Genomic DNA, 24777 nt, shown 5'->3' with positions numbered 1-24777 from the left:
CACCTGTTGGCGGGGTGCAAGCTTTTCAACATTATTTTTCAAATACTGCCCGCAAAGCGTCTGCAGCTTCCTTCAGTGCTTCTTTTCCCTTGTCCAGTTCCGCCGACATGCTGGCAAAACCATGGATCATACCCTCATATCTTGACTTGACAACCTGCACACCAGCTCTTTCCAGCTTTTCAGCATATGCCTCCCCTTCGTCACGCAGCGGGTCATATTCTGCTGTGATAATCGTTGCTGGCGGTAAATCTGAAAAATCTTCGGCTAGAAGCGGAGAAGCCAATGGATCTTTTGCATCTTCGGGGTTGTTCAGGTAATGATCCCGAAAATAAGTCAGACCATCTTTTTCCAAAAAATATCCTTCAGAATTTTCCCGGATGGAATCATTGTCAGCTGTAAAATCGGTGGCAGGATAGAACAGTATCTGATAAACCAGCTTAAGCGTCCCGGCTTTTTTTGCCAGCTGGGAAACTACTGCGGTCAAATTCCCTCCTGCACTGTCCCCGCCAACAGCGATACGCGATGGATCGATATGGAATTCTCCAGCGTTTTCCTGGATGTACTTCACAGCCGTATAGCAATCTTCCACGGCAGCAGGGAATTTATTCTCCGGTGCCAGACGATAATCAATAGCAATCACCGCACAGTTTGCGGCATTTGCCAGGGTGCGGCAGATATCGTCATGACTATCCAAATTGCCGATCACCCAGCCTCCACCATGAAAGAACACCAGAACGGGGTAAGGGGCTTTTCCTTCTGGATAATAAGCACGGAATGGTATTTCTCCCGCTTGACCAGGTATCGCGCCCTCCTGCACACGTTGCACTTCTGCAGCCGGTTCAGATTGCTCCTGATTCATCTTCCGGAATGCTTCTCTGGCAAGCTCTGGCGGGAAACTTTCTAACGGCGGCGTCCCTGCCGCTTTCATTTGTGCAAGTAAATGTTTTACCTGGGGATCAAGTGTCATCGGTTTTACATCTCCCTTTTTTAATAGACTGCTTCTACCTATTTTATTGCCCTACGACCATCAAACATGACGGGTGCTGCTGCAAGTACTTATGTGGCCACGGAATATTCATTTTCTCCCATCGCTCCTGGTCAGCATCCAACCGAAACAGCCCTTGGTTATTCAGTGCGTAAAAAATTCCAGGCTGTGCCGGATCTGCTGTCAGCGTATGGATAAATGAGCCGTCACATGGCAGACCAGCTGCAGTTTCTTTCCAGTCCTCGTTTCCCTTCTTACGATATATCGTAGCATACAGAGAATCATGGTGCGCCTTTGCAGCACTTTCCGAAGCAGAGACCAGACGGTAGTCCGCGTCTTCGGGGTGGAGGGCCATACTATATAGATAAGGATGATTCTCCAGACCCTCGCTCATAAATGCCCAGCTTCGGCCTTCATCCTCGCTTTGGGCATAGGCAAGTTCCGGATTTCTTAAACCATCGCCACAAGCTGCATACAGTCTCCCTGGCGCATTCGGATGCGCAAGTAATGTATGTGTATCCAGCGGACTCAAGAATGGTCTGTCTTGCCAATGCTTTCCATGATCGCTTGAGCGGATGAATGCTCCGAATTCAATGGACACATTCAACTGATTTTCATTCGCATAACTTGGGGCAATCCAGCGAACATGACTTGTATGCGGACGCGGAGGAAATTGCCAATTTGGTCTGGAAGGCAAATGCTTGATACCGTTGAACGGTATCCAAGTTTGACCAAGGTCTTCTGAAAAATACAGCGCGCTCGGTTCTGTCCCGGCATACACGATGCTGTTGCCATTACTGGACGTTTTGATTGGATGAACCATGACCCCTGTAATACAAGCTGAGCTTATGCCATTTCCCTGGTTTGGTCCATGATAAGAATTCACCTTACCGACAGCTTTCCAGTGGTAACCTCCATCTTCACTTTTCCAGAGTCCATGCCCATAAGTGCCGCAATACAGTCGCTGCTTATTTTGCGGATCGGATGCAATCTGAACAGGCTGCGCCCCCTGCAAATAGGCTGAAGCCCGATAGCCTTTTTCAGTCTCCTCCACCATCACGAGTTCATCTTCCATCCCTAATAACCATTTTCTCACGATTTAACCTCCCCTTCCCTTAGCGCAAGACAGTGCCGCCGGATATTTTTACGGACTCGCCAATGATATTTCGTGCTGCATCTGTGAGCAGAAAAGCGATGGTATTGGCAATCTCCTCCGGCTCAGACATTCTTCCCGATGGAATAGATGCTTCCAGCAATGCTTCAACAGAGCTGCCGGAACGTTCAGCCTTACGTTGCACTGATTGCTGTCCCATTTTCGTATCCACCCAGCCAGGACAAACAGCGTTGACCCTAATACCATGGGCAATCGCTTCGACCGCCATAGCGTGCGTGAAACCGATCAAAGCAAATTTAGAAGCGGCATATGCCGTATTGCCATATGTTCCACGCAAGCCGGATAACGAGGACACATTGACAATCGCTCCCCGTTTCAGCTGTACCATCTTTTGATAAACCTGCTGTGTCAACAGTACCGTAGAGGTATAGTTAAGATCCATGATTTTTTCCATGTCTTCCCTTGTCAGCTTATCGACAGTGTTACCACCCGCTGCACCTGCACTGTTGACAAGTAATGTAATCGATCCGCAGGTTTGCTCAGCGGTTTTCAGGAGTTTCTCCCTGTCTGCATCCACACGAAGGTCAGCTGTCTGCTTACATAGTTTTGCTTCAGGATGTTTGTGCTGGATTTCATCAGCAAGCTTTTGCAGTTTTTCCTTATTTCTGCCTGTAATCGTCACCGCCGCTCCCATCTCCACTAAGACTTTGGCGGTGGCAGCCCCAATGCCGCCTGTGGCTCCTGAGACCAGTGCGTGTTCACCTTTTAATGCATCACTAGAAAATATAGACATCCTCATCTCTCCTTGTCTTTTAACATCAGTTTAAAAAATATGCGCTAGTCTTATCTTCCTGTTAAAAGCAGGTTGTCAAACCTGTTTCGGGGGGTTTAAGAAACAAAATACCCGGATGAAGCAGCTTTTCATTCAATCGTTTCAGGAATCACCGTAAGATAGTCGCATTACCATAGAAAAAAAGCAAAAAATCCTTTGACAGGCGAATAAGGTTAGTGTACATTACCAATATACGAAAATTAATATCACTAATTAAATAATTGTTCAGTTTCTCGCATTCTTCGTATAAATTTGGAAATATGGTCCAAAAGTTTCTACCAAACTACCGTAAATAGTTTGACTATGAGGAATAACAAAAGCGATACGCCATGAACCCGGCAAAGCCCGGTCTGTTTCATGCTTCTTTTGCTTTCTGTTTTTTCCTTTTGTCAAACTCCGGTGAATACTGGAGTTTTTTTATTTCCTATGCACGACCAATGAACAGGGAGGCAAAAAGAATGAAAAGGGCAGTACAGAACAATACCGCTTGGAGTCATATCAAGGAGAACCACAAATTATATCTGTCAGCTATCATCATTGTTGTGATTGCAGAGCTGATTGGGACCAAAACGTTTCATCTGGGAACTGCATTAATCATCATTTATCCGATGCTCTTTGCCATCTTGATTGGCATTTTGCTTGAACCAGATATTTTTGGATTTTTTAAGAAAAAGGAGACAAAAAAAGCCTCTTCGCTGGTGCTTGTAACGATAGCCCCATTTATGGCAAAGGTAGGCGTGCTTGCTGGAGCAAATCTGCCCAAATTGATAGATGTCGGGCCTGCCCTCGCTTTCCAGGAACTAGGACATATAGGAACCATGATGATAGCCTTGCCGATTGCTCTCATGCTTGGCATCAAAAGGGAGGCAATCGGCGCTACAAGTTCTACTTGCAGAGATAAGGATTATGGCTTGATTTGTCATTTGTACGGAGCAGATTCTCCCGAAGCAAGAGGAGCGCTTTCCATCTACATCATCGGTTTTTTTATCGGCACAACGTACATTGGATTTTTGGCCAGTTTTGTGGCATCAGCAGATATTTTCCATCCTTTGGCACTCGCCATGGCTTGTGGAATCGGCAGCGGGGTAATGATGGCAGCTGCGTCCAGCACCCTCGCAGCGATTTATCCGCATGACGCAGACCAAATCATCATGCTTGCCGGCGCAAGTGATATGCTGTCTGCACTAATTGGAATTTACTTTACCTTATTCATTTCACTTCCACTTACAAGAAAGGTCTATTTTTGGCTTGAGCCAATCATCAGTCCATCCCGCACGCGGGATATCAAACAAATCAATGGTCGGAAAGCAGGTTGATCATATGGCGATGAATATGAAGGAGTGGACGATTTCTTTATTACTGACTTCCGTGATCACAACGATTATCGCGAATCTTTTTCAAAATAACATATCCGTTTCGGACTCCATACCCGGTGTTTTGATTTTGTCGGCTATCGCTTTCATTGGAATAGCAATCGGGCGGATTATTCCTTTAAAAATACCTGCCGTTGTATTCGTTGTTTTAACTGGATTGCTTTTGGCCAGTCCTATTTCACCAATTTCAGAGGCAATGATTACATATACTTCAAAAATATCCTTTATGGCTCCAATAACGATTGTTGGCACGGTGGCTGGTATTGGTCTCGATTTCAAATCTTTTTTCAGCCAAAGTTGGAAAATGCTGATCGTTGCCATCTTTGTTTTTACTGGCACCTTCCTTATACAGGCTATTTTTGCCCAGATTTTTTTAAATGCTACACATGCTCTAGGCTGATTTAAACAGACTGACACAGGAGGCTCACCATGGAAAAAGACCACACACACAGCGCGGATCTCATCATCGATAATTGTTCCATACTGACATCCGCGTTTGAATTTAAAAATAACCAGTGTATTGTTATCAAAAATAAAAAAATCGAGGCAATCGGCGATCAAAGTGTGCTGGCTGGTACCTATCATGCTGCAGAACAGCTTTCCGGAAAAGGAAAATTGGTCATGCCAGGATTAATCGATGCTCATACTCACACAAACCAGCAGCTGCTGCGGGGGAGAATTACCGATGAATACCCCATGATATGGACACGCATCATGGTTCCGTTTGAAAGTAATCTGCGGGAAAAAGATGTTTACATCAGCACAAAGTTAAGCTGTCTGGAAATGATACGTTCTGGGACAACCGGGTTTATCGATGCAGGCGGCCGGCACATGCACCAAGTAGCTGAAGCGGTGATAAAAGCGGGATTGCGTGCCGTGATCACTTGTTCCACCATGGATAGCGGCAAGGAGATACCAGCAACGATGAAAGCCAGTCCAGGATATAATATTCGCCGCAACGAACAGCTGTTCAAGGATTTCCAGGGTGCTGGTGATGGGAGACTGGACGTATGGTTTTCACTCCGATCACTTATTTCATGCTCAGCCGATTTGGTTTTGAAAGTTTTTGAAGCAGCCGATTCCCTTTCAACAGGTGTTCAAACACATATGAACGAATACCCGAATGAGATAAGCTATTGTTTGGAAAATTTTCGTATGAGGCCATACGAATTCCTGGAGTCTTTAGGCGTGCTGCATGAGAGATTCCTGGGTGCCCATAGTATTCTGTTATCGGAAAATGAAATGGACATCATCAAAAAGCATCAAAGCAAAATTGTCCATTGTCCCATCAGCAACGCAGGCAAGGGAATACCCAACACGCCCGGTTTGCTGCAGAAAAAAATGGACATCGGTATGGGGACAGATGGAGCGGCACATTCAGGTTTAAGTCTGTTTGACCAGATGAAGGTTTTTAAATCTATGATCCGCGCAGGATTCGGTGTGCCAATTCACGATCCGGCCATCCTGCCGTCTGCCAGTATTTTGGAAATGGCAACATCAGGCGGTGCGGAGGCAATGATGAAAGGGGATCAGCTTGGTACATTGGATGTCGGCAAAAAGGCTGATCTCATCACCATTAACATCGATCAGCCGCATATTCAGCCAACACACAGCATAGTAAATTCGTTGATAGAATCTGTGAATAGCAATGATGTCACTGACACGATCATTGATGGAAACATCGTGATGAAGAACAGGGAAGTACTTACGCTTGACGAAGAAAAAACCATCTATGAAAGCAGGCTTGCGGCCAAAGATCTTTTCGTCCGAGCAAATTTAGCATCCCTGCCTTCGTAAATAATTTAAGTATAATTGAGGTCTACAATATGTCGTATATACTGTTTTTAAGTATTATCACAGGCGCTAACTTGATGATTGGCGTCTTATTGGGGATATCCGGCATTTCCGGCTTTCTGCTCCCTTTAATCTATGCAGGGTTTCTAAAGATGCCTGTGCATGACTCTCTCGCACTCAGTTTCCTGGCTTTTGCGGTCTCAGGAATCATTGGTGCCTATTCCTATTGGAAAAGTGAGAACATGGATATGCGGCTGGTCCTGCTGCTGAGCATTGGCAGTCTTCCCGGTGCATTCTTAGGCGTGCAGATCAACGTGTTGATCTCCGAGTTTCTGGCAAAGCTGCTGCTCTATTTATTTGTATTAGCTGCGGGTATATCCATTCTGATAAAAAAAGACCATCCGCATACAAAAAATGCACGATCCATTGTGTTAGATCGTGTCCCAATGGTTATGTTATTAGGATTTATCATCGCGGCTATTTGTGCATTAACAGGTGCTGGAGGCCCTATTTTGTTAGTACCCGTTCTGGTCAGTCTGGGCATCCAAATCAGAGTGGCAGTAGGTGTAAGTCTTTTAAACTCTGTCGTGATCGCCCTCCCGTCCATCTCGGGATATTTCGCGCATGCCACAGCAGAGATCACACCGATGTTAATCATCACCAGCCTGCTTGGTATCATGATAGGGATTGTTACTGGGGCACGCCTTGCAAACAAGGTTCCTGTTCATCATTTAAAATTAACCGTTGCTATGATAACGATTCTATCTTCCATTTATATGTTGGCAACGCTGCATACAGGTTGATGATCACCGTGTTTTGAATGTTATGCCGTGCGTATCTTCGACTGCCAGCATTCTTCATTGTTTAACTATTAAAAAAGGACTTCCTTATCTGGGGAAGTCCTTTTACTCTGTAACATGATTCATAGGGGACATGACAGCCAACTTCAATCTGAAATCGTCACTCAGGCATTCAGGCTTTCAACGTTCTCTGTCAGACCAAGCATTTTTTCTGTTGTCTTCATAATTTGTGCAATCAGTTCCGTATTCTCTGTCAGAGACTTACCGTAGGAAGGGATGATTTCTTTTATCTTCGGTTCCCATTCCTTCAACTGCTCTGGGAAGCATCTCTGGAATACATCCAGTACAACATGAACCGCAGTCGATGCACCAGGAGATGCGCCGAGCAATGCAGCAACGGAACCATCAGCGGCACTGATCACTTCCGTACCAAACTGAAGTGTTCTTTTTCCGCCGGCAGTATCTTTGATGACCTGTACCCGCTGGCCAGCGGTCACTGTATCCCAATCCTCGCTCTTCGCATCCGGGATGAATTCACGCAATTCTTCAATCCGTTGTTCCTTCGACAGCATCAGCTGCTGCACCAGATATTTTGTCAGCGGGATGTTTTTAGCACCTGCTGCTAACATCGTGATGACATTATTCGGTTTGACCGATCCGATCAAATCCATATTCGAACCCGTTTTCAAGAATTTCGGCGAAAAACCGGCAAATGGTCCAAACAATAACGTCCGCTTCCCATCGATATAACGTGTATCCAAATGGGGTACAGACATCGGTGGTGCCCCAACCGCGGCCTTGCCATAAACTTTTGCGTTATGCTGTTTGATCACTTCCGGATTGTTACATACAAGGAATAGCCCGCTTACAGGGAATCCCCCAATATGTTTGCTTTCCGGTATACCGGTTTTTTGAAGCAATGGCAATGCTCCACCGCCTGCACCGATAAAAACAAACTTGGCAGTATGGCATTCAATCGTGCCACGGTCGTAATTACGTACAGTCACTTCCCAATTACCATCTTCCGTACGTTGAATATCATCCACTGTATGGTTGTATTGGATATTGACGTCTTCACTTTTCAAATGCCCCAGTAGTTTACGTGTCAGCGCTCCAAAATTGACATCTGTTCCACTGTCTATTTTCGTAGCGGCGATCGGCTGCTCCACTTTGCGGTCATTCATAATCAGCGGAATCCATTCCTTCAGTATTTCCGGATCGTCTGAGAATTCCATTCCTTTAAAAAGCGGATTGCTTGTAAGGGCTTCAAATCTTTTCCGCAAGAATCTCACGTTATCTTCCCCATGCACCAAGCTCATATGCGGTAATGAGTTGATAAAGTCATGCGGGTCACTGATCAGCTGTTTTTTCATCAAATAGGACCAAAATTGCTTGGATAGCTGAAACTGTTCATTGATTTTTACCGCCTTGCTGATATCAATCGAGCCATCAGACTTTTCAGAGGTATAGTTGAGCTCACACAATGCGGAATGCCCTGTCCCAGCATTGTTCCATTCGTTCGAGCTTTCCTCCCCAGGTTTATCAAGTTGTTCAAAAAGCGTAATTTTCCAATCTGGTGCCAATTCTTTTAATAATGTTCCCATTGTCGCACTCATGATACCGGCACCAATTAAGATAACATCTGCTGTAGTTTGGCTGTTACTCATAATTACCTTCCTTATCTTTGTATCTTAAGATTTGCAGAAAGGATGCAACCTAGCACCGCATCGTTTCTAAATCAATATATCCTAAATATAGTGTATCACTATTATCAATAGATTAAAATATTTATTCTTTCCGAGAAAAACCGAGGTACAAAGCTTCTTCCAATCCAACAGCAAAAAATGACGGTTCCACCTGAAAGGCCAGCATGGAAGAAAAATTTCATCATGCTCTTACCTGCTGGCAGGATAGGTTTTCTTCTCCTATCCTTCATTTTTTCAAAAAAATCAAGAGAAAATGTGATCCATTTTAAACTGACATGCGATAGCTAGCAAAAAGAAAAGGCTGCATCAATAGAAACAATTCCCAACTTCCATAGTGGTAAGCGGCTAAAAGGTAATTGAAAAGTGAAATGGAACACGCCCCGCCTCACGCTGATTCGTTGATTCCGGCTAGAACAGGGCCCAGAGAATGAAAAAAGTAAAGCGCTGTTGTACACGCTTTACTTCTTTCTTGATTATTCAGCTGCGGATAAAGGCAGCAATTTCACTGCCACAGTCTTTCATTTATTTATCAATTGTCTTCAGCACGTCATCAATGATGGCTTTGTTCGCAATCGGTCCGGTATACAGCCAGCTTGAAGTGGAAGGTATTTCAGCCACTTGATTATTTTTAACCGCAGGCAGGTTCTTCCACAACTTATTATCTAGTTCACTCGCGCCTTGCTTATCATAATTGATCAGGAAAATATAGTCGGCATCAAGCTCTGCCAGCTTTTCAAGGGAGATTTCATTCCAGCTATTCGTCGATTTTGCCGAAATTTCATCTACAATTTTAGGCGCCTTTAAGTCAAGGTCATTATATAGCACGTCTCCGCTGGACAGGTTTTTGGATACAATAAAGAATTTATTATTAGTGAGCCAAATTGCTGCAGCTGATGGTTTCTCTCCTTTATCTTCGAGTTTGGCTTTTGCATCTTTGGCGTACTTCTCATAATCCGTGAGCACTTGCTTTGCTTTATCTTCTTTATCTAAAACCTTTCCTACTTCCAACAATACCTTTTTCCAATCATTATCCTGCTCTTTCGCTGCAACATATGTCGGAGCGATTTTACTGTACTGGTCATACTTTCCGCCCTCTACCATACTGCTGGAATTCATCAGGACCAAATCCGGTTTGAACTTCTGGACTGCTTCATACGGCAAATCATAGGAAATGGTCGGCACTCCCTGCAAATAATCGTCCTGCAAGTAATCCTGGACACCATTGCTGACACTCCACTGTGCAACAGGCTTGACATCCAGCGCTGCAAGATAATCTTCCAGATAGGAAGCGACGATACGTTTAGGCTTTGTTGGAACCTTCATTTCATGGCCCATTACATCTGTCACTTGGCGCACATCATTTTTCTGCTTTGCAGATTGCTTATCATTCGCTTGATCATTGCTTGCGCAAGCGGCAAGTCCTATTGATAAAACAGCAACTGCGCATAACTTGCTGATTTTATTGCATTTAAATTTATAACGCATTCCAATCCCTCCATGATTGTGATAAAATAATGAATGCTCTAACTGATAATGATTATCAAGTCAATTAAATATCTATTACAGGCTAATGTCAACAATTATTTCAGGCTTTTCTTCTTATAACTTCAAAAAAGAGGCCATTCATGCTTGTGGGAGCTTATCATTCAAAGGAAGGTCATGACATGGAGAAACAACATGCAGAGGATAAAATACATAGATTAGATGCGGAAAAACCGTATAAACGAAAGACGGCTTTTTTCATCTTGACTTTTGGATGGGTTGCTATTCTGCTGGCAATTGTCGGATCGATACGTTTTGGGGCATCTGACATAAACACAGCTATTATTTGGGAGAGCATATTTCATTTTGACGGTGCTGACTCGGCACAGGTGATCATACACGATTTACGGATACCACGTGCCCTTGCTGCGCTTTTTGTCGGAGCAAGCCTGGCAGTTTCCGGAGCAGTCATGCAAGGAATGACAAGAAACCCACTTGGTGATCCTTCTATTTTGGGCGTCACTGCGGGGGCGCTTTTTGCTATGTCCCTTGCACTGGCTTTTTTTCCCGGAAGCAACTACCCCAATCTGATTTTTGTTTCATTCCTTGGCGCAGGCCTCGGAACAGCGCTTGTCTTCTCGACGATTTCCATTTCAAAAGGTGGTAACATCGCGGTTAAAATGGCGCTTGCCGGATCAGCTATCACCTCATTATTGATTGCTTTATCGACCGCTGTTGGCTTACGCTTCGATATTTCCAAGGATATGAGCTATTGGTACGCGGGAGGCGTTTCCAGTATACAATTTGGTCAATTGAAATATGTCATTCCAGCAATGATTGCGGGTATTTGCCTGGCAATTTTCATTTCTCGTTCCATCACGATTTTGAGTCTTGGCGAGGAAGTAGCAAAAGGACTGGGACAAAACACGAAATTCGTATACGTTGCTGGTATCATCACAGTACTGCTTCTGACTGGAGCTGCTGTATCCATCGCGGGCATGATCGGCTTTATTGGGCTGGTCATCCCGCATATTACCCGTTTTCTGGTAGGGGTAGACTATCGTTTGATCATTCCTTGCTCCGCTGTCTTGGGGGCACTTTTGATGGTTGGCGCCGATGTTATTTCCAGAATGGTCAATCCCCCCTTTGAAACGCCGGTTGGCGCTGTCACAGCAATTGTCGGTGTCCCTTTCTTCCTGTATTTGGCCCGTAAAGAAAGGAGTACGCTATAATGGCTTCCCGTCAATTGAAAAGCACATCAAAATTCGCTCTTATAGCAAGTATGCTTATCCTAATACTTATCACGATGTTCGTTGTCAGTATCCATACGGGCATGATCAATATACCGTTTACAGAAATTTGGTCTGCTTTTTTTGGAAATGATATTGGAGATCAGCGGGTGACCATCATTGATTTCCGTCTTCCGCGTATCCTGCTTGCCATCATGATCGGAGCCGGCATCGCTGTATCTGGAAGTATTTTGCAAAGTATCTCGAGAAACCCGCTTGCTGAACCAGGCATCATCGGCATCAACGCAGGGGCTTCCTTTGCTGTTGTCCTTTACACGTTTTTATCAAGCGGAGCCGCTTTTTTATCAGATACACTGTCTATTTTCGTCATACCTTTTACAGCCTTGGCAGGCGCTTTCGTATCAGCTATCCTCATTTATACGATTGCCAGAAAAAAGGGCGGTGTGACACCTATACGCCTCGTCCTGGTCGGTATTGGGATCAATACAGCTTTTTCCGCCGGAACCATGGTTTTACAGATGAAAATGGAACCGCAGGATTTCACCAAAACACTGACATGGATTTCTGGCAGTATTTGGGCAACCAACTGGAATTTTGTGCTTTCTACCTTTATCTGGCTCATCATTCTTATTCCCATGGCTATTTATAAAGCCCGCTTTTTAAATGTATTCAGTCTCGGTGACCAAATCGCCATTGGATTAGGTGTGCCGCTGGAAAAGGAACGCCTGAAACTGCTTATCATAGCGGTCGGGCTGGCTGGATCCTGTGTATCTGTTGGCGGGGGAATCACATTTTTGGGTCTCATCGCTCCCCATATCGCACGAAAACTCATTGGTGCCAAACACGAACAATTATTGCCGCTTACAGCTCTGCTCGGTGCTTGTATTATACTGATTTCCGACACCATCGCAAGGGTCGTCCTGGCACCGATGGAGCTGCCCGTAGGCATCATCGTGTCGGTTCTCGGCGCCCCTTATTTCATCTATCTGTTAATGAAAACAAAGTGAACGCGATTTACCCCCGGTTGCGAGCTGTATCCAGCAGCGGGGGTTTTTCATGTGTTTCCTAGCCAACCAGATAGATAGCGTACGTAAGCAAAAATTTTCTTTGATATGTTAAAATGGACACTATTATGGATTTAGGAGGGAGCACCATTGAATAGGAATAAGTTAGTGATTGTCGGTGCAGGACATGTTGGTTCATATGTTTTAGCAGATGCGATGAAATTAGGTCTTTTTGCAGAAATAGCTGTGATTGATAGCGATAAGGATGTTGCTTATGGCGAAGCGCTTGACCAGGAACACGCGACCGCTCTGCCATATATGACGAATACAACGGTTCGAGCCGGAGATTATTCCGAATGTGCGGATGCGGATATTATCATCTGTGCTGCCGGCCCAAGCATGATAAAAAATGAGGATGATCCAATGCCGGACAGGGCCCAATTAGCGGCAGTCAATTCGGAGATCATTCGGGAAGTGATGGCGGGTATTACCAAGTATACGAAGGACGCCATTCTCATCTTCATCACCAACCCGTTGGATAGTATGGTGTACATAGCGGAAAATGAATTTGATTATCCAGAGGGACGCATCTTTGGAACTGGAACGATGCTTGATTCTGCACGCCTCCGCAAGGTGATTGCTACCAATTATGACATCGATCCAAAAAGCGTGACAGGTTATATGATGGGGGAGCACGGGCATACAGCATTCCCGGTTTTAAGCCGTTTAAATATACAAGGATTTAGAGAAAAAGAACTGGATCAAGTTTTTCAAGGGAAGACAACCTTAAACAGGGAAGCAGTAAAAGAACACGTCGTAAAAGCAGCCTTCGATGTGTTGAATGGCAAAGGATGGACAAATGCCGGAGTCGCCCAGGCTGCTGTTACACTGGCAAAGTCAGTTATGCTGGACGAACGCAGTGTTCACCCTGTATGTACTACTTTACGCGGACAATATGGCTACGATGGGGATGTCGCGTTAAGCATGCCGTGTATCATCGGCAGGAACGGCGTGGAAAAACAATTGGAGATCATCCTCGATGCGCAAGAAATGGAATGGCTGCATCAGTCAGCAAATTATATTAAGGAAGCGATGAAAGTCGCAGGAACTGGTAAGGATTCTAAATAGCCTAACGTCCAATTCCAATTTTTTCAAATGATGAGCCTTGCGCGCTTTCATGCAACGATAGCCAGCAATGCTTTTCTGTAGGTGTCGTAGTCTTTTTCCGAATACAGCACCATGACAACCTTCCCGAATGATCGTCCCTGTAAAAAATCAACGATTGTTTGCATCGCGATCTGCGCAGCTGTATCAACAGGGAAGTGGTATACACCGGTTGAAATTGAAGGAAAAGAAATGCTGGCGAGATCATTGTCCACAGCGAGCTTGAGGGCGTTTTCATAGCAATTGGCCAATAATGTCTGTTTTTTTTCCTTGTCTCCGCTCCATACCGGCCCGACTGTATGGATGACATATTTCGCTGGCATTTCATATCCCTTGGTAATCACTGCTTCTCCTGTACGCAAACGGTCGCCGTTCAGCTCGTTTTGTCTTATCTGTTTACACGCCTCAACCAATTCTTTTCCCGCTGCGCTGTGAATGGCACCGTCTACACCGCCGCCTCCCATAAGTGTTCCATTGGCAGCATTGACAATGGCATCCGTCTCCTGTTTTGTAATATCGCCAGTCATCAGTATCATGCTATTGTGGTGGATAGTAACTTCCATGAGCTGTTCCTCCTTGTTTACGTGGAGTCCGTTTGCAGATGATATTATTTGCTTTATTTTTTTGGTTTTTCCACGCTGCTTTCTGCCTTGAAATTTTCATATCTCTTTTCAAATTCCTTTTCTGTCACAGCATCAAACGTCAGTTGTTGCTCGGTTTTCCAAAAGGACAAGGCCAAACTGCCCGCATCCTTGTGAAAATGCCCCTTCATGTTGGTTTCCTTTCCCTCTACAGTCGTGAAAAACTCCACCATCAAGCCGTCTGTTATCCCATGCAGCCCATAGCGCTCTTCTTCGTAAGGCTTGTTCGCCTTGCCAGTATCAGTTACAACGACTAGGGAACCCTGCAACTCGCCTTGATGCAATGCCTCATCAATTTGCAGAAACAGCAGATATTTATCACTCTCAGATATATGAAGAAAACCATAGGTGCTATTCAGATTCGAAAAAAATGTTTGCAAACGTTTCTTTTCTTTCTCTTCCGATTGATCAATAGCTGTTTGCAAATTCTGCTGCAAGCCTTTTGCATATTGTTCAAGCTCACCGGCCTTTGCTGCATGGAAAGTTCTCACAGCTTTTTTACCATGTTCTTGTACCAAAAGAAGATTGGAGCCGGAAAACTTGGCATCAAATTGCTTTTTTTCTTTGTCATCGCTAATCTGGAATGCGTAACCTTTTTCGGTGGTTTTTCCGGTTAGGGCATACTTTTTCTCATCTAAAACAGGCACTTTCCCAGGCTCTTCAGAGATGCTGCGCTGGTGAAATGTACCCTCAATACTACTTTGTTTACCGGTAATCTCGAACCAATATAAATTTCCTTGCTCATTGTAAACAAACGTGTCAACTTTGTTGAAAGGATGATTATTTTGGCCGACATACCAGACAGTTAACCCGATCAGCAACAAGATCAGTACTGCTGTGGTCCAAGATTTCAACTTGCTCATCTTGCTTTCCTCCTTTACTTGTAAGAGCTTGAAAACAAGATCGTCCCTACTACTCATTTTATCGTTTTTTGGTGATAAGATACCAATAAAATGGGCCGAAAGGACGTAAAAAAGGCGATACAGCGAGTTGTATCACCTTGTATGCAAATATTTCCCTCAAGCAACCTGTAACATCTTATCTCTGCATAAAGTCATCCATCTGAAGCAAGGCTTCCGCTTTTATTCGGTTTCTTCTACTATTGTGAATGAGGGCAATGGATCCAGGAAGGAAGAAGCAGGCCTTTCCATTTCCTTTTCTGTTGCTAAACAGCGATTCAATTCATATATCATCTGTTCCTTATTCATATTACTGCCAATAAAAACAAGCTCCGTCATTCTATCTCCTGCATATTCATCCCATTCTTCAAACAAATCGGGATCTTGCATTTTTAACTGCTCCAGTTCCGCATTGCTATAACTTGCAAGCCATCTGCCAGCAGCCTCCAAGGTAATCACGGATCCCGCTTGTGACAACAAACCTGCTAGATCATTTCTCGTGATTAACCAAAAAAATCCCTTGGCACGGATGATTTCTTTCGGCCAGTTTTCCAACCATTGATGAAAACGCCCTGGATGGAATGGACGTCTGCTCCTGTAAACAAATGAGCTGATACCATACTCTTCTGTTTCCGGGATATGTTCCTCGTTCAATTCTTTAATCCAGCCGGCGCTCTGGCTTGCTTTCTCAAAATCGAACAACCCGGTATGCAATATTTCTTTAGGATCCACCTTACCATATTGCGTATGAATGATGTTTGCTTCGGGCTGTAACTTGCGAATCACTTCTTCTAGCTTCTGCAGCTCTTCCTTACTCACTAAATCTGTTTTATTCAGAATAAGGACGTTGCAGCACTCCATATATGCCTGGCATCCACTACTGTAATCACACTGTCAATCTTGTATGATGCTGCAATTTGTTCATCCATTAGAAAAGTCTGGATAACCGGTGCGGGATTAGCCATTCCTGTTGTCTCGATCACAATACGATCCATGTTTTTTTCTGCTTCCATCCAATTATTTAATATACTGATGAGATCGCCCCGCACATTACAGCAAATACAGCCGCTGTTTATTTCAATGATTTCTTCCTTCGTGGGAACTACAAGATGACTGTCAATCGATGTTTCCCCAAATTCGTTGATGATGACAGCAACATCCTGCTCAGATATATCCTGTAATAATTTATTCAGAAATGTTGTTTTGCCAGCACCTAAAAAACCAGTCAATATCGTTACGGGGATCGTTGCTTCCTGTGACAATACGCCTTTTCTCCTTTCTAATGGGTGATACCCATCAACAAGCCTTGCAGCTGAAATGTGGGGCAGCCATAATACAGGGAAACAAACCGTGGGCCCGCTGTTCCTTTTAGCTCACGTTTATTACCAACTGGATTTTTTTACACCTGGTATTTGTCCCTTGTGAGCATAATCTCTAAAAGCTATACGTGACATGCCAAATTTCCGCAAGTAACCACGTGGTCTGCCAGTAATTTCACAACGATTTTTTAACCGGGTTGGAGAAGAATCCCGCGGTAATTTGCGGATTGCTTCATCATCTCCTTTTGCTTTAAGTTCTCTTCTTAAAGCAGCATATTGTGCAACTAATTGCTGACGTTTTTTCTCTTTTGCAATTTTGGATTTTTTTGCCATTGGTCTTGCTCCTTTCAATTCATTCCTACTTAACCATCGTCATGGATTTCTTTCCATAAAACGTAATGATTACGTATTAGTAAGTATTATAAGCCTGAAGCGCCTAAAAGTAAACCGTAATGATTACGTTTTTTAATTTGTGTGGGGCAGGGCAGGAAATAAATAGCCACACGGAGGTACGGTAGCACCGCACAAACACAACATAGCTTTAAGGTTAGTGACATTATTTATGGGCAGAATAAACTGAATCTCTCTCGTAAGCTTTTTAAAACTTCTTCAGGCATTTTTCTGATCTTGATGTCTCTGCCCAGGAAGAGCAGCCAGTTTGTTATTTCGGCCACTTCATCGGAATGATTCACATTGATATAAGCACTTAGGATAGCTGTGGTTTGAAAAGGATTCGTAAAGGATATGGAAACGTTTAGTGGATGGTATTTTTTGAACTGAGCAATCGCCTCTGGTCCAACTTCAAGCACAAGGTTCACTTCTTCCTTCAGCTTATTTCGCTTTTCTAAAATCTTTTTCCTGCTTAATTTTGTTTTCACTGGGTATGGCTTGACCTCGGCAAGATTGTCGACAGAAATAACTCTTCTTTTTTCATCTTTTAGATCAAATCCTTCAATCAGCCAAACGCTTTTTTCACGATATAGGTGCAGGAGATAAATTGGATAAGATCTCTCCGTGTTCTCTTCTATCACCGTAACCGATAAATAGCTGTCCAGCAGAAAAGTTTGGATAAGTTTTTCTAATATAGGGTGGGGCAGGTCCGATAAATCAAGCAAGTCGGGATTATGTGGATTAGTTCCTTCGAATAGTAATATTTGATTCAGGAGAATCAGATCATCCTGTTGATTTTCGGAAAGCAGCGCTAATAATTTTTCCGCTAAAGACTGACGGCTTTTCAAATAAGGAAGCTGTTGATTTCTTGTAGCCATAAAAGCAATAAAAAGGGCTTTGATCTCATTATCAGTAAAACGGACAGCTGGAAGAACAGAATTGTTCATGACAAAGTATCCTCCGTTTCTGCCAACTTCAGCAACGAGCGGCACGCCCATGGCTTCTATTTCTTTAATATCCCGAATAGCTGTTGAACGAGATATGTGGAATTCCTGCATGATTTCAGAAATGGTAAAATGGGCACGATTGTTAATATACCGCATGATGATATTAATTCGTTCAACTTTTTTCATGAAGGCCTCCTAAACAGTGTCTCTTTTTGACACGATTTAAGGTTATTATAAATGCATGAAGTGGAAAAACAAATTATTTTAAAAGGAGAGGTTTTGTATATGGCAGATTATACTTTAGAAAGAAAAGACAGTTTTACCGTTACAGGTATTGGAGTGGAGCTTAAGAGCGATTACACAGATTTCGCCGGCATCAACGAGGAAAAGGCAGCATTTTGGCAGACCATCAGCGAAGATGGAAAGCTGGAAAATTTGAAAAAACTGGCCAGCAATGACTACATTTTTGCTGTGAACGAAGCTGTAAATAACAAGATGATGCATTATGCCGGCGTTATGACAGATACATCGGTGCCGGAAGCATCGAGAGTTATTCAATTCCCTGAAGGAGAGTATCTTGTCGTGAAAGGGAAAGCGGCGACAGCTGACGAGTTGCACACTACACTAACTGGTATTACATTTGGTCAAGTATTACCGGAAGCAAAGGATTTTGCCTATGTTGGCGGACCGAATACCACTGTTGAAATGGGACATCAAAACGGACTCGTTTTTGGGGAAATGTGGATCCCTGTCGTTAGGAAATAAAAGGATAAATAAAACGAAACAGCACTGCTCCATCAATTGAACAGTTCCCCATTTAGCAGACAGATGGGGGGCCGTTCAAACTTGAAGGGTGCTGTTATTTTTTGCGGTAAAGGTTTGATGTATTATAAAAAAACATCCGCTACTTTTCTTTTTTTAATTTTACCAAAATTTAACACAAATTTTACCATTTTCCATGTATACTAATATTATAAAATATTAGTAAAGGAGAGTGAAGAAGTGAAAAGTCGTTATAAGAAGAAGTTTTCCGTAATTTATTCCCTTTTATTAGCAGTTGGCTTGATGAGTGGCTTTATTTTTACACCAGGGGAGGTTCAGGCAGAAGGTGCTCCGCCAATCACCTCCATTGATGCACCTGCACCATTTTTAGAACCAACCGTTGTAAACGACAACAACGATAGTAAGGTATTATTTGATAATACGCACGGTCAGACTGCCGGAGCCGCTGATTGGGTTATTAATGGCGGGTTTTCTGACTTTGGACAAGCTATCGCTGATGAGGGTTATCACGTTAAAGAGCTTCGTCAGGCAACCCCGATAACGTATAACGATTTAAAAGATTATCAGGTTTTTGTTATTCCAGAAGCAAATATCCCTTTTAAAGATAGTGAGCAGAACGCCATTTTACAATTTGTAAACAATGGCGGCAGTGTATTCTTTATCGGGGATCATTATAATGCAGACCGTAATTTGAATCGCTGGGATGCAACAGAGGTGTTCAATGGCTACCGTCGTGGCGCCTATGACGATCCAACAAAAGGTATGAGCAGTGAAGAAGCTAATTCTGAAGCGATGCAAGATGTTTCCAGTTCAGATTGGTTATCCGACAACTTTGGCATCCGTTTTCGTTTTAACGCATTAGGAGATGCGGTTGCAAGTGATGTCGTCCCTGCTGATGATAGTTTTGGCATCACCGAGAATGTAAGTACGGTTGCGATTCATGCTGGTGCCACTTTGGCTATAACAGATCCGACGAAGGTAAAAGGTATTGTCTATGCCCCGGAAGGTGTAGATGCCTGGGGAAATGCCGTTGATCAAGGTGTTTATTTTAACGGGGGGCGCGATGAAGGCGCATTTGTTGCCATTTCAAAGCTGGGAAAAGGTAAAGCTGCTTTTGTAGGGGATTCATCCACTGTGGAAGATAAAACTCCCGTATATGTCCGCGAGGAATCAGGGGCGGCGAAAACAACCTACGATGGCTTTAAGGAACAAGATGACAGCATTTTATTAACAAACTTAATCAATTGGTTAGCAACGCAAGAAGACTACACTGACTTTGAAGATCAAGGAATCACTTTAGATGAGGAATCACCGCTTCTTGATATGGAGGCCCCGGAAAAATCAACTGAACCAGAAACAGAACCATGGTCAAACCCGCCATCCGGCTATAAATGGTATGATCGCACCACATTTCGTCCGGGCTCATACGGATCAGGAGAAATGTCGGTGAATCCGACCTACGATGTCGTCCATCAAGATACATTACCGGGCGAGATGCAAACGTTCGCCATTCGGATAACAGGTGAAAAACTATCACCCTTTGCTTCTGAATCCGATTTCCGCCTTGGACTTTACCTGGATGGCGGAATGCAGGCAGGCCAATTTAGCTTAGATGGAGAAAACTGGCAATCTGACTTTGGCTACAGTGATTATTTTAATCTGACAGCAGACTCAGATGGGAATGCAGAGAAGGATATTTATGTTCGTATTAAAAACGGTATAAGTGGTGATGCCCATCTGCGGCTCAAACAAGGCAGCTCGAATGTCTTCACAAAAGATGTAACGATTGACCCGAATGCCAAGCCAGAACCATTACCAGATGGGAATGCACCAACCATCCCTGCACCAACGAATCTGGATCAAGTGCGTACCATGGGAGAGAACCAACAGGTTACTGCACAAGGAATCGTTGTTTCAGAGCCAGGATTGTTTGGGGCACAAGGATTTTACATGCAGGATGAAACCGGCGGTATTTATGTGTATCAAAGCACAGAGGGGATCCACGCTGGTGATGTTGTTTCCGTCACTGGTAAACTCGCGAAGCATAATTCCGAGCTTGAAATAACGAATCCTAACATCATCAAGATAGATACAGCCGACATCCCTAAACCGAAAGTTGTCGAGCAGCTCTCAGAGAAAAATCAAGGGGAATTGGTACAACTAAATGATGTCACGGTTAAAAACATCCATCAGGCAGCGGGAAATGCATTCGAATTTGATGTAACAAAAGGCAAGTATACAACATCCGTACGCATTGACAGCCGGACAGGAATTGATTTGGACAAATTCCCTTATCAAGAGGGGGACGTGATTGATATAGCTGGTATTTCAGCCGTTTTTAATGGCGTATACCAACTGAAACCACGTCAATGGCAGGATTTACACCATACTTTTAAAATAAAAGAAGCACGAGCATTAGGGGTTGATCAACAAGTAACCGTGGAAGGGGTCGTTACAACAAAGACCGGGCTGTGGGGAGCTAAAGCATTCTATATCCAAGATGTGACTGGCGGCATCTACGTGTTTACAAGTAAAGATTTCAACGTCAAGCCAGGGGACGTCGTAAAAATTTCAGCAACGACGACAACCCATGACGGAGAATTCGAACTAAATGATATCACATCCCTTGAAAAGACAAGCACAGGTGAATTGCCAAAAGCGCAATTTGCATCTCCAAGCAACTTAAAAGATCATCTGGGAGAACTTGTTACACTTGAAGCGGTAAAAATAACGGATCTGCATCAAGCTGATAATTACGGAACAACTGAATTTACAGCCGTTAGTAATGATGGCGCGTCTACTGTGGTTCGTCTTGATAATCGGACAGGTACGGTATTCGACGACTTCCCTTATCAAAATGGCGACATGGTGAGTATAACTGGAATTAGCAGCCAATTTAAGGACACGTATCAATTGAAACCAAGGAGCATCAAGGACTTTGCTTCGATAGACATTGATTGGATCAAAGATTATGTGAACAAAAGCAATATACATCCGAAGGGGATTAAAAATGCGATTCAATCGAAGCTGGATGCTTCCAAAAAGAATCCAAAACACCTCCCTAAGCTAATTGACTTTATCCAGCATCAGCCAACAAAGCATATTCCAAATGATGTGAAGGAAGCGTTGATACATTTTATCCAGGCGATACTGCCGTAAAATGGCAGGTATGGTTTACACATATATAACGAAACAAAGCATCCCCAAAAAGGATGCTTTGTTTTCGTGATTGCACTTTAGAATAAAATAGAGCATGTAATTTGCGCTTCCATCCTCTTCATCCACATAAAGCGCCATGTTTTGAATGCGTAATTTTGATAGGATTTGATCAAGAACGTCTATGTCTAGATCAGCCATGTCTTGCATTTTACTTCAGGTTTTTAATTCCCGTTTCCAATATCTCCATTTGCAGCAGCGTCTGTTCATCTGTAATGGTTTTATCTTTTCCATTGATGATGGCTTCGTATAAGTCATCATACACCCTTCCATAATCACCATTGACAGATTTTACCTTTTCTTCACGGGTTGTACCTTCTTCATCCAAATATGTCAGTACACCATAATGTTCTAATGAATCTACACCAAAGTCCTTGTGACCAGGCATATAGAATAATTTTAAGTGTTCTTCCTGACGATCTTTGGTTTGTTTCACAAAGCACCCGTTTTTACCATACACGGCAAAGCTTGGTCTTTCTTTCAGTCTAAAATAACTGGATTTTACCGATACCTTTAACGTGCCATAGTATAAATCCAAATCGAAATAATCATTCATTCTTCCTTGGCCTAATAATTGCCTTACATCATAATGGATATGATCAGGCTTGCCAAAGTAGCTGATGACCTGATCCAGTGTATGACAGCCATGTCCATATAAAAACGAGGAAGCGGGGTCGAAAGACTGGGCAGACTCAGGTACTTCTGGACGATAATAGTCATAATGCATTTCTACCTCCAGCAAGTCTCCCATTTTCCCTTCTTCTATCACCTTTTGAACAGTTAAAAAATCACTGTCAAAACGCCTGTTTTGATACGTCTGAACGATTAATCCTTTCTCTTTTGCCAATGCGAATATTTCTCTTGCTTGTTCTGATGTTTCCATAAAAGGCTTTTCGACCAAACAGTGTTTATGATGTTCTAATACTAATTTGGCATATTCATAGTGGCTGTCGTGTTTGGTGCAGACCACAATGAGTTGAATGTCCTTGTCATTTAATAATTCATCTAAATCAGAAGTATAATTCACACCCGCAATCTGCTCCCAGTTGTCATGTGCAGGATTCCTTCGATAAATAGTCTTTACCTTTATATTCTCACGTTGCAGTACGAACGGCAGATGGTATCTGTTTGTACTTTTTCCATTTCCAATATAACCGATAGTAAGCATAGCAGCCTCCTGAAATGTATTGATGTGCAATAAAGTGGCCTTCTTCCTTGAATCGTTTGAAAAAGCACCTCCTTATGTTGGTAGACTTCTCATACCAGGAGGCACTTTTCTATTGGTATATTTACGGGCTTAGATTCATTCCTTGAAAAACCCGCCCATTATTCTTACATCAAGTGAATAGCGTGGAAGATGACACCAACCACGAATAATCCAAGAATCATCACAATCGGCGAGACTCTCTTCCTGAGCAGCCACATACAAAGAAGTGTTATCAACAATCCAGCTAAACCAGGAATTAAGCTATCCAAGTTGTCTTGTAAAGTCGTTATATCATATTTGGTTAATGAACGGCCGTCAGCTTGCTGCTGCAAGGCGGTTTTAATCCCTTCAGCTCCAGCAGGCAATTTATCCCAATCAATATAAGCACCATCGTCAAGTTTAACTTTAGATACCGTCGGTGTAAATGCTACATTCACCCAGCGATTAACTAATGAACCAAGGATGAACATACCCAGTATCGATGCACCTTTTGTAATATCCTGGAGTAATCCGCCAGACAAGTCTTCCGTAATTTTGGAACCAGCTTTGTACCCGAGTTCTTGTGAATACCACATGAATCCCATGCGAATGAGATTCCATAAAACGAAGTAAAGAATCGGTCCAAGTATATTGCCGGTCAGCGCAAGAGAAGCCGCTAATGCACCAAGGATCGGTTTAACGGTGAACCAGAAAGTCGGATCCCCGATACCTGCCAATGGCCCCATCATACCGACCTTAACCCCTTGAATTGCTTTGTCGTCAACCGGCGCACCATTTGCACGTTCTTCTTCAAGCGCTAAAGTTACGCCAATAATAGGGGAAGCCACATATGGATGTGTATTGAAAAACTCTAAGTGACGTTGCAATGCAGCAGCACGATCTTCTTTTGTTTTATATAACTTTTTAATCGCAGGAATCATGGAAAATGCCCAGCCGCCGTTTTGCATACGTTCATAGTTCCATGATCCTTGAATGAAAGTAGAACGCCACCAAATAGAAACACGATCTCTTCTAGATAATTTCAATTCTTGTGCCATTTTCATATCCTCCTCCTTCTTTAGTAGTTATCGATAATATCGCCTAACGGATCCCTGGTGTTTCCATTTCCGCCATTACCCGAACCGCCTTGTTTCGTAAGCGCCAAATAGATAAGAGCGAGCGCTACGCCGATACCGCCAAGTCCCAATAAGGTAATGTCCGGAATAGTCGCTAGTACAAAACCAATCGCAAAGAATGGCCATACTTCTTTTGTTGCCATCATGTTAATAACCATTGCATAACCAACAGCTACTACCATTCCTCCGCCGACTGCCAAACCATCCGTCAACCAGGACGGCATCGCTTGCAGCAACTCTCTAACAGGTGTTGCACCAATAGCCACAATCAATGCAGCCGGGATTGCAATACGTAACCCCTGCATGATAATACCGACGATGTGCCACAGCTCTACTTTTCTGAAATCGCCTTCTTTTGCTGCAGCATCCATCAAGTGTACCAATCCAGTTGCGAGCGTACGGACGATGATTGTCAATAATAAACCGGCTACCGCAAGTGGAACTGCAATCGCGATTGCAGAAGTCACACCAGCTTGACCTTGTCCACCTAAAACTAAAATGATTGCAGATGCAACAGACGCCAACGCAGCATCCGGTGCCACAGCAGCCCCAATGTTTGCCCAGCCTAAAGCGATCAGTTGCAATGTACCGCCCAGGATCAGGCAAGCTGCTAATTGTCCTGTAACTAAGCCAATTAACGTACAAGCAATGATTGGCTGATGGAAGTGGAATTCATCCAATATGCCTTCCATACCAGCTAAAAATGCTATGATGACCACTAATATTATTTGAATAACATTCAAATCCATAATGATT

General features: G+C 43.5%; 22 protein-coding genes, 1 pseudogene and 1 riboswitch. Of the genes and pseudogenes, 9 read left to right on the top strand and 14 right to left on the bottom strand.

Annotated features, from left to right (window positions below):
- Positions 1 to 31 precede the first annotated feature (31 nt).
- Genes ACFSMW_RS07395 through ACFSMW_RS07385 form a run of 3 tightly spaced genes read right to left on the bottom strand, consistent with a single transcriptional unit; the run spans position 32 to position 2892 of the window.
- On the bottom strand, positions 32 to 967 hold the full coding sequence (locus tag ACFSMW_RS07395) for an alpha/beta hydrolase (protein WP_390354395.1): 936 nt from the start codon (positions 965 to 967) through the stop codon (positions 32 to 34).
- 43 nt (positions 968 to 1010) lie between these two features.
- Positions 1011 to 2081, bottom strand: a complete 1071-nt coding sequence (locus ACFSMW_RS07390; RefSeq protein WP_390354393.1) for a WD40/YVTN/BNR-like repeat-containing protein — start codon at positions 2079 to 2081, stop codon at positions 1011 to 1013.
- Between the two features lie 19 nt (positions 2082 to 2100).
- Positions 2101 to 2892 (bottom strand): SDR family NAD(P)-dependent oxidoreductase, encoded by a 792-nt coding sequence (locus ACFSMW_RS07385; RefSeq protein ID WP_390354392.1) that lies wholly within the window; start codon positions 2890 to 2892, stop codon positions 2101 to 2103.
- 261 nt (positions 2893 to 3153) lie between these two features.
- Positions 3154 to 3255: riboswitch (purine riboswitch) on the top strand.
- Between the two features lie 134 nt (positions 3256 to 3389).
- Here ACFSMW_RS07385 and ACFSMW_RS07380 point away from each other — a divergent pair.
- From ACFSMW_RS07380 to ACFSMW_RS07365, 4 genes are read left to right on the top strand one after another with little or no spacing between them, the layout of a single operon-like run.
- A complete protein-coding gene (locus ACFSMW_RS07380) occupies positions 3390 to 4247 on the top strand; it encodes a DUF3100 domain-containing protein (protein WP_390354390.1) in 858 nt (285 codons plus the stop codon).
- Between the two features lie 4 nt (positions 4248 to 4251).
- Positions 4252 to 4704: a hypothetical protein gene (locus ACFSMW_RS07375; RefSeq protein WP_390354389.1), complete on the top strand. Its 453-nt coding sequence runs from the start codon at positions 4252 to 4254 to the stop codon at positions 4702 to 4704.
- Between the two features lie 29 nt (positions 4705 to 4733).
- Positions 4734 to 6101, top strand: coding sequence for an amidohydrolase family protein (locus ACFSMW_RS07370; RefSeq protein ID WP_390354387.1), 1368 nt, complete (start codon positions 4734 to 4736; stop codon positions 6099 to 6101).
- 29 nt (positions 6102 to 6130) lie between these two features.
- Complete coding sequence (locus ACFSMW_RS07365) at positions 6131 to 6901, top strand: sulfite exporter TauE/SafE family protein (RefSeq protein ID WP_390354385.1); 771 nt, start codon at positions 6131 to 6133, stop codon at positions 6899 to 6901.
- 161 nt (positions 6902 to 7062) lie between these two features.
- Here the strand turns inward: ACFSMW_RS07365 and ACFSMW_RS07360 are convergent, their stop codons facing one another.
- Positions 7063 to 8565 carry a malate:quinone oxidoreductase gene (locus tag ACFSMW_RS07360; RefSeq protein WP_390354384.1) on the bottom strand — a complete coding sequence of 501 codons (1503 nt, stop codon included), beginning with the start codon at positions 8563 to 8565 and terminating at the stop codon, positions 7063 to 7065.
- Positions 8566 to 9126: 561 nt separating this feature from the next.
- Entirely contained in the window at positions 9127 to 10089 is a 963-nt protein-coding gene (locus ACFSMW_RS07355) for an ABC transporter substrate-binding protein (RefSeq protein WP_390354382.1), read from the bottom strand.
- A gap of 179 nt (positions 10090 to 10268) precedes the next feature.
- On the opposite strand from ACFSMW_RS07355, the gene ACFSMW_RS07350 reads away from it, so the two are divergent.
- From ACFSMW_RS07350 to ACFSMW_RS07340, 3 genes are all read left to right on the top strand, one after another.
- A complete protein-coding gene (locus ACFSMW_RS07350) occupies positions 10269 to 11318 on the top strand; it encodes a FecCD family ABC transporter permease (RefSeq protein WP_390354381.1) in 1050 nt (349 codons plus the stop codon).
- Positions 11318 to 12343: a FecCD family ABC transporter permease gene (locus tag ACFSMW_RS07345; protein WP_390354380.1), complete on the top strand. Its 1026-nt coding sequence runs from the start codon at positions 11318 to 11320 to the stop codon at positions 12341 to 12343. Before ACFSMW_RS07350 ends, ACFSMW_RS07345 begins: the two co-directional genes overlap by 1 nt.
- A 147-nt stretch (positions 12344 to 12490) precedes the next feature.
- Entirely contained in the window at positions 12491 to 13468 is a 978-nt protein-coding gene (locus tag ACFSMW_RS07340) for an L-lactate dehydrogenase (RefSeq protein ID WP_390354378.1), read from the top strand.
- A 47-nt stretch (positions 13469 to 13515) separates the two neighbouring features.
- On the opposite strand, the gene ACFSMW_RS07335 is transcribed toward ACFSMW_RS07340, so the two are convergent.
- The 6 genes and pseudogenes from ACFSMW_RS07335 to ACFSMW_RS07310 form a co-directional block, all read right to left on the bottom strand.
- On the bottom strand, positions 13516 to 14067 hold the full coding sequence (locus ACFSMW_RS07335) for an O-acetyl-ADP-ribose deacetylase (RefSeq protein WP_390354377.1): 552 nt from the start codon (positions 14065 to 14067) through the stop codon (positions 13516 to 13518).
- Positions 14068 to 14120: 53 nt separating this feature from the next.
- The gene (locus ACFSMW_RS07330; protein WP_390354375.1) at positions 14121 to 15008 is read right to left on the bottom strand and encodes a hypothetical protein; all 888 of its coding nucleotides are present in this window, start codon (positions 15006 to 15008) and stop codon (positions 14121 to 14123) included.
- A gap of 219 nt (positions 15009 to 15227) precedes the next feature.
- Positions 15228 to 15776, bottom strand: a complete 549-nt coding sequence (locus ACFSMW_RS07325) for a CobW family GTP-binding protein (protein ID WP_390354762.1) — start codon at positions 15774 to 15776, stop codon at positions 15228 to 15230.
- A 78-nt stretch (positions 15777 to 15854) separates the two neighbouring features.
- A pseudogene (locus tag ACFSMW_RS07320) lies at positions 15855 to 16273 on the bottom strand (CobW family GTP-binding protein); the annotation flags it as partial.
- A 153-nt stretch (positions 16274 to 16426) separates the two neighbouring features.
- Positions 16427 to 16696 (bottom strand): 30S ribosomal protein S14, encoded by a 270-nt coding sequence (rpsN, locus tag ACFSMW_RS07315; protein WP_390354373.1) that lies wholly within the window; start codon positions 16694 to 16696, stop codon positions 16427 to 16429.
- Positions 16697 to 16923: 227 nt separating this feature from the next.
- The gene (locus tag ACFSMW_RS07310; protein WP_390354372.1) at positions 16924 to 17886 is read right to left on the bottom strand and encodes a helix-turn-helix transcriptional regulator; all 963 of its coding nucleotides are present in this window, start codon (positions 17884 to 17886) and stop codon (positions 16924 to 16926) included.
- Between the two features lie 99 nt (positions 17887 to 17985).
- On the opposite strand from ACFSMW_RS07310, the gene ACFSMW_RS07305 reads away from it, so the two are divergent.
- Positions 17986 to 18465 carry a GyrI-like domain-containing protein gene (locus tag ACFSMW_RS07305; protein ID WP_390354371.1) on the top strand — a complete coding sequence of 160 codons (480 nt, stop codon included), beginning with the start codon at positions 17986 to 17988 and terminating at the stop codon, positions 18463 to 18465.
- Positions 18466 to 18702: 237 nt separating this feature from the next.
- Positions 18703 to 21642: a DUF5689 domain-containing protein gene (locus ACFSMW_RS07300; RefSeq protein WP_390354369.1), complete on the top strand. Its 2940-nt coding sequence runs from the start codon at positions 18703 to 18705 to the stop codon at positions 21640 to 21642.
- A gap of 208 nt (positions 21643 to 21850) precedes the next feature.
- On the opposite strand, the gene ACFSMW_RS07295 is transcribed toward ACFSMW_RS07300, so the two are convergent.
- The 3 genes from ACFSMW_RS07295 to ACFSMW_RS07285 all read right to left on the bottom strand — a co-directional run bounded on the left by ACFSMW_RS07295 (position 21851) and on the right by ACFSMW_RS07285 (position 24764).
- A complete protein-coding gene (locus ACFSMW_RS07295) occupies positions 21851 to 22867 on the bottom strand; it encodes an oxidoreductase (protein WP_390354368.1) in 1017 nt (338 codons plus the stop codon).
- Between the two features lie 164 nt (positions 22868 to 23031).
- Positions 23032 to 23943 carry a PTS system mannose/fructose/sorbose family transporter subunit IID gene (locus ACFSMW_RS07290; protein WP_390354366.1) on the bottom strand — a complete coding sequence of 304 codons (912 nt, stop codon included), beginning with the start codon at positions 23941 to 23943 and terminating at the stop codon, positions 23032 to 23034.
- Positions 23944 to 23963: 20 nt separating this feature from the next.
- Entirely contained in the window at positions 23964 to 24764 is an 801-nt protein-coding gene (locus ACFSMW_RS07285; protein ID WP_390354759.1) for a PTS mannose/fructose/sorbose transporter subunit IIC, read from the bottom strand.
- Positions 24765 to 24777 lie beyond the last annotated feature (13 nt).

The sequence above is a fragment of the Tigheibacillus halophilus genome (genome assembly GCF_042683165.1).
Lineage (GTDB): Bacteria > Bacillota > Bacilli > Bacillales > Amphibacillaceae > Tigheibacillus > Tigheibacillus halophilus.
This window is presented reverse-complemented; position numbering and strand designations above follow the sequence as displayed.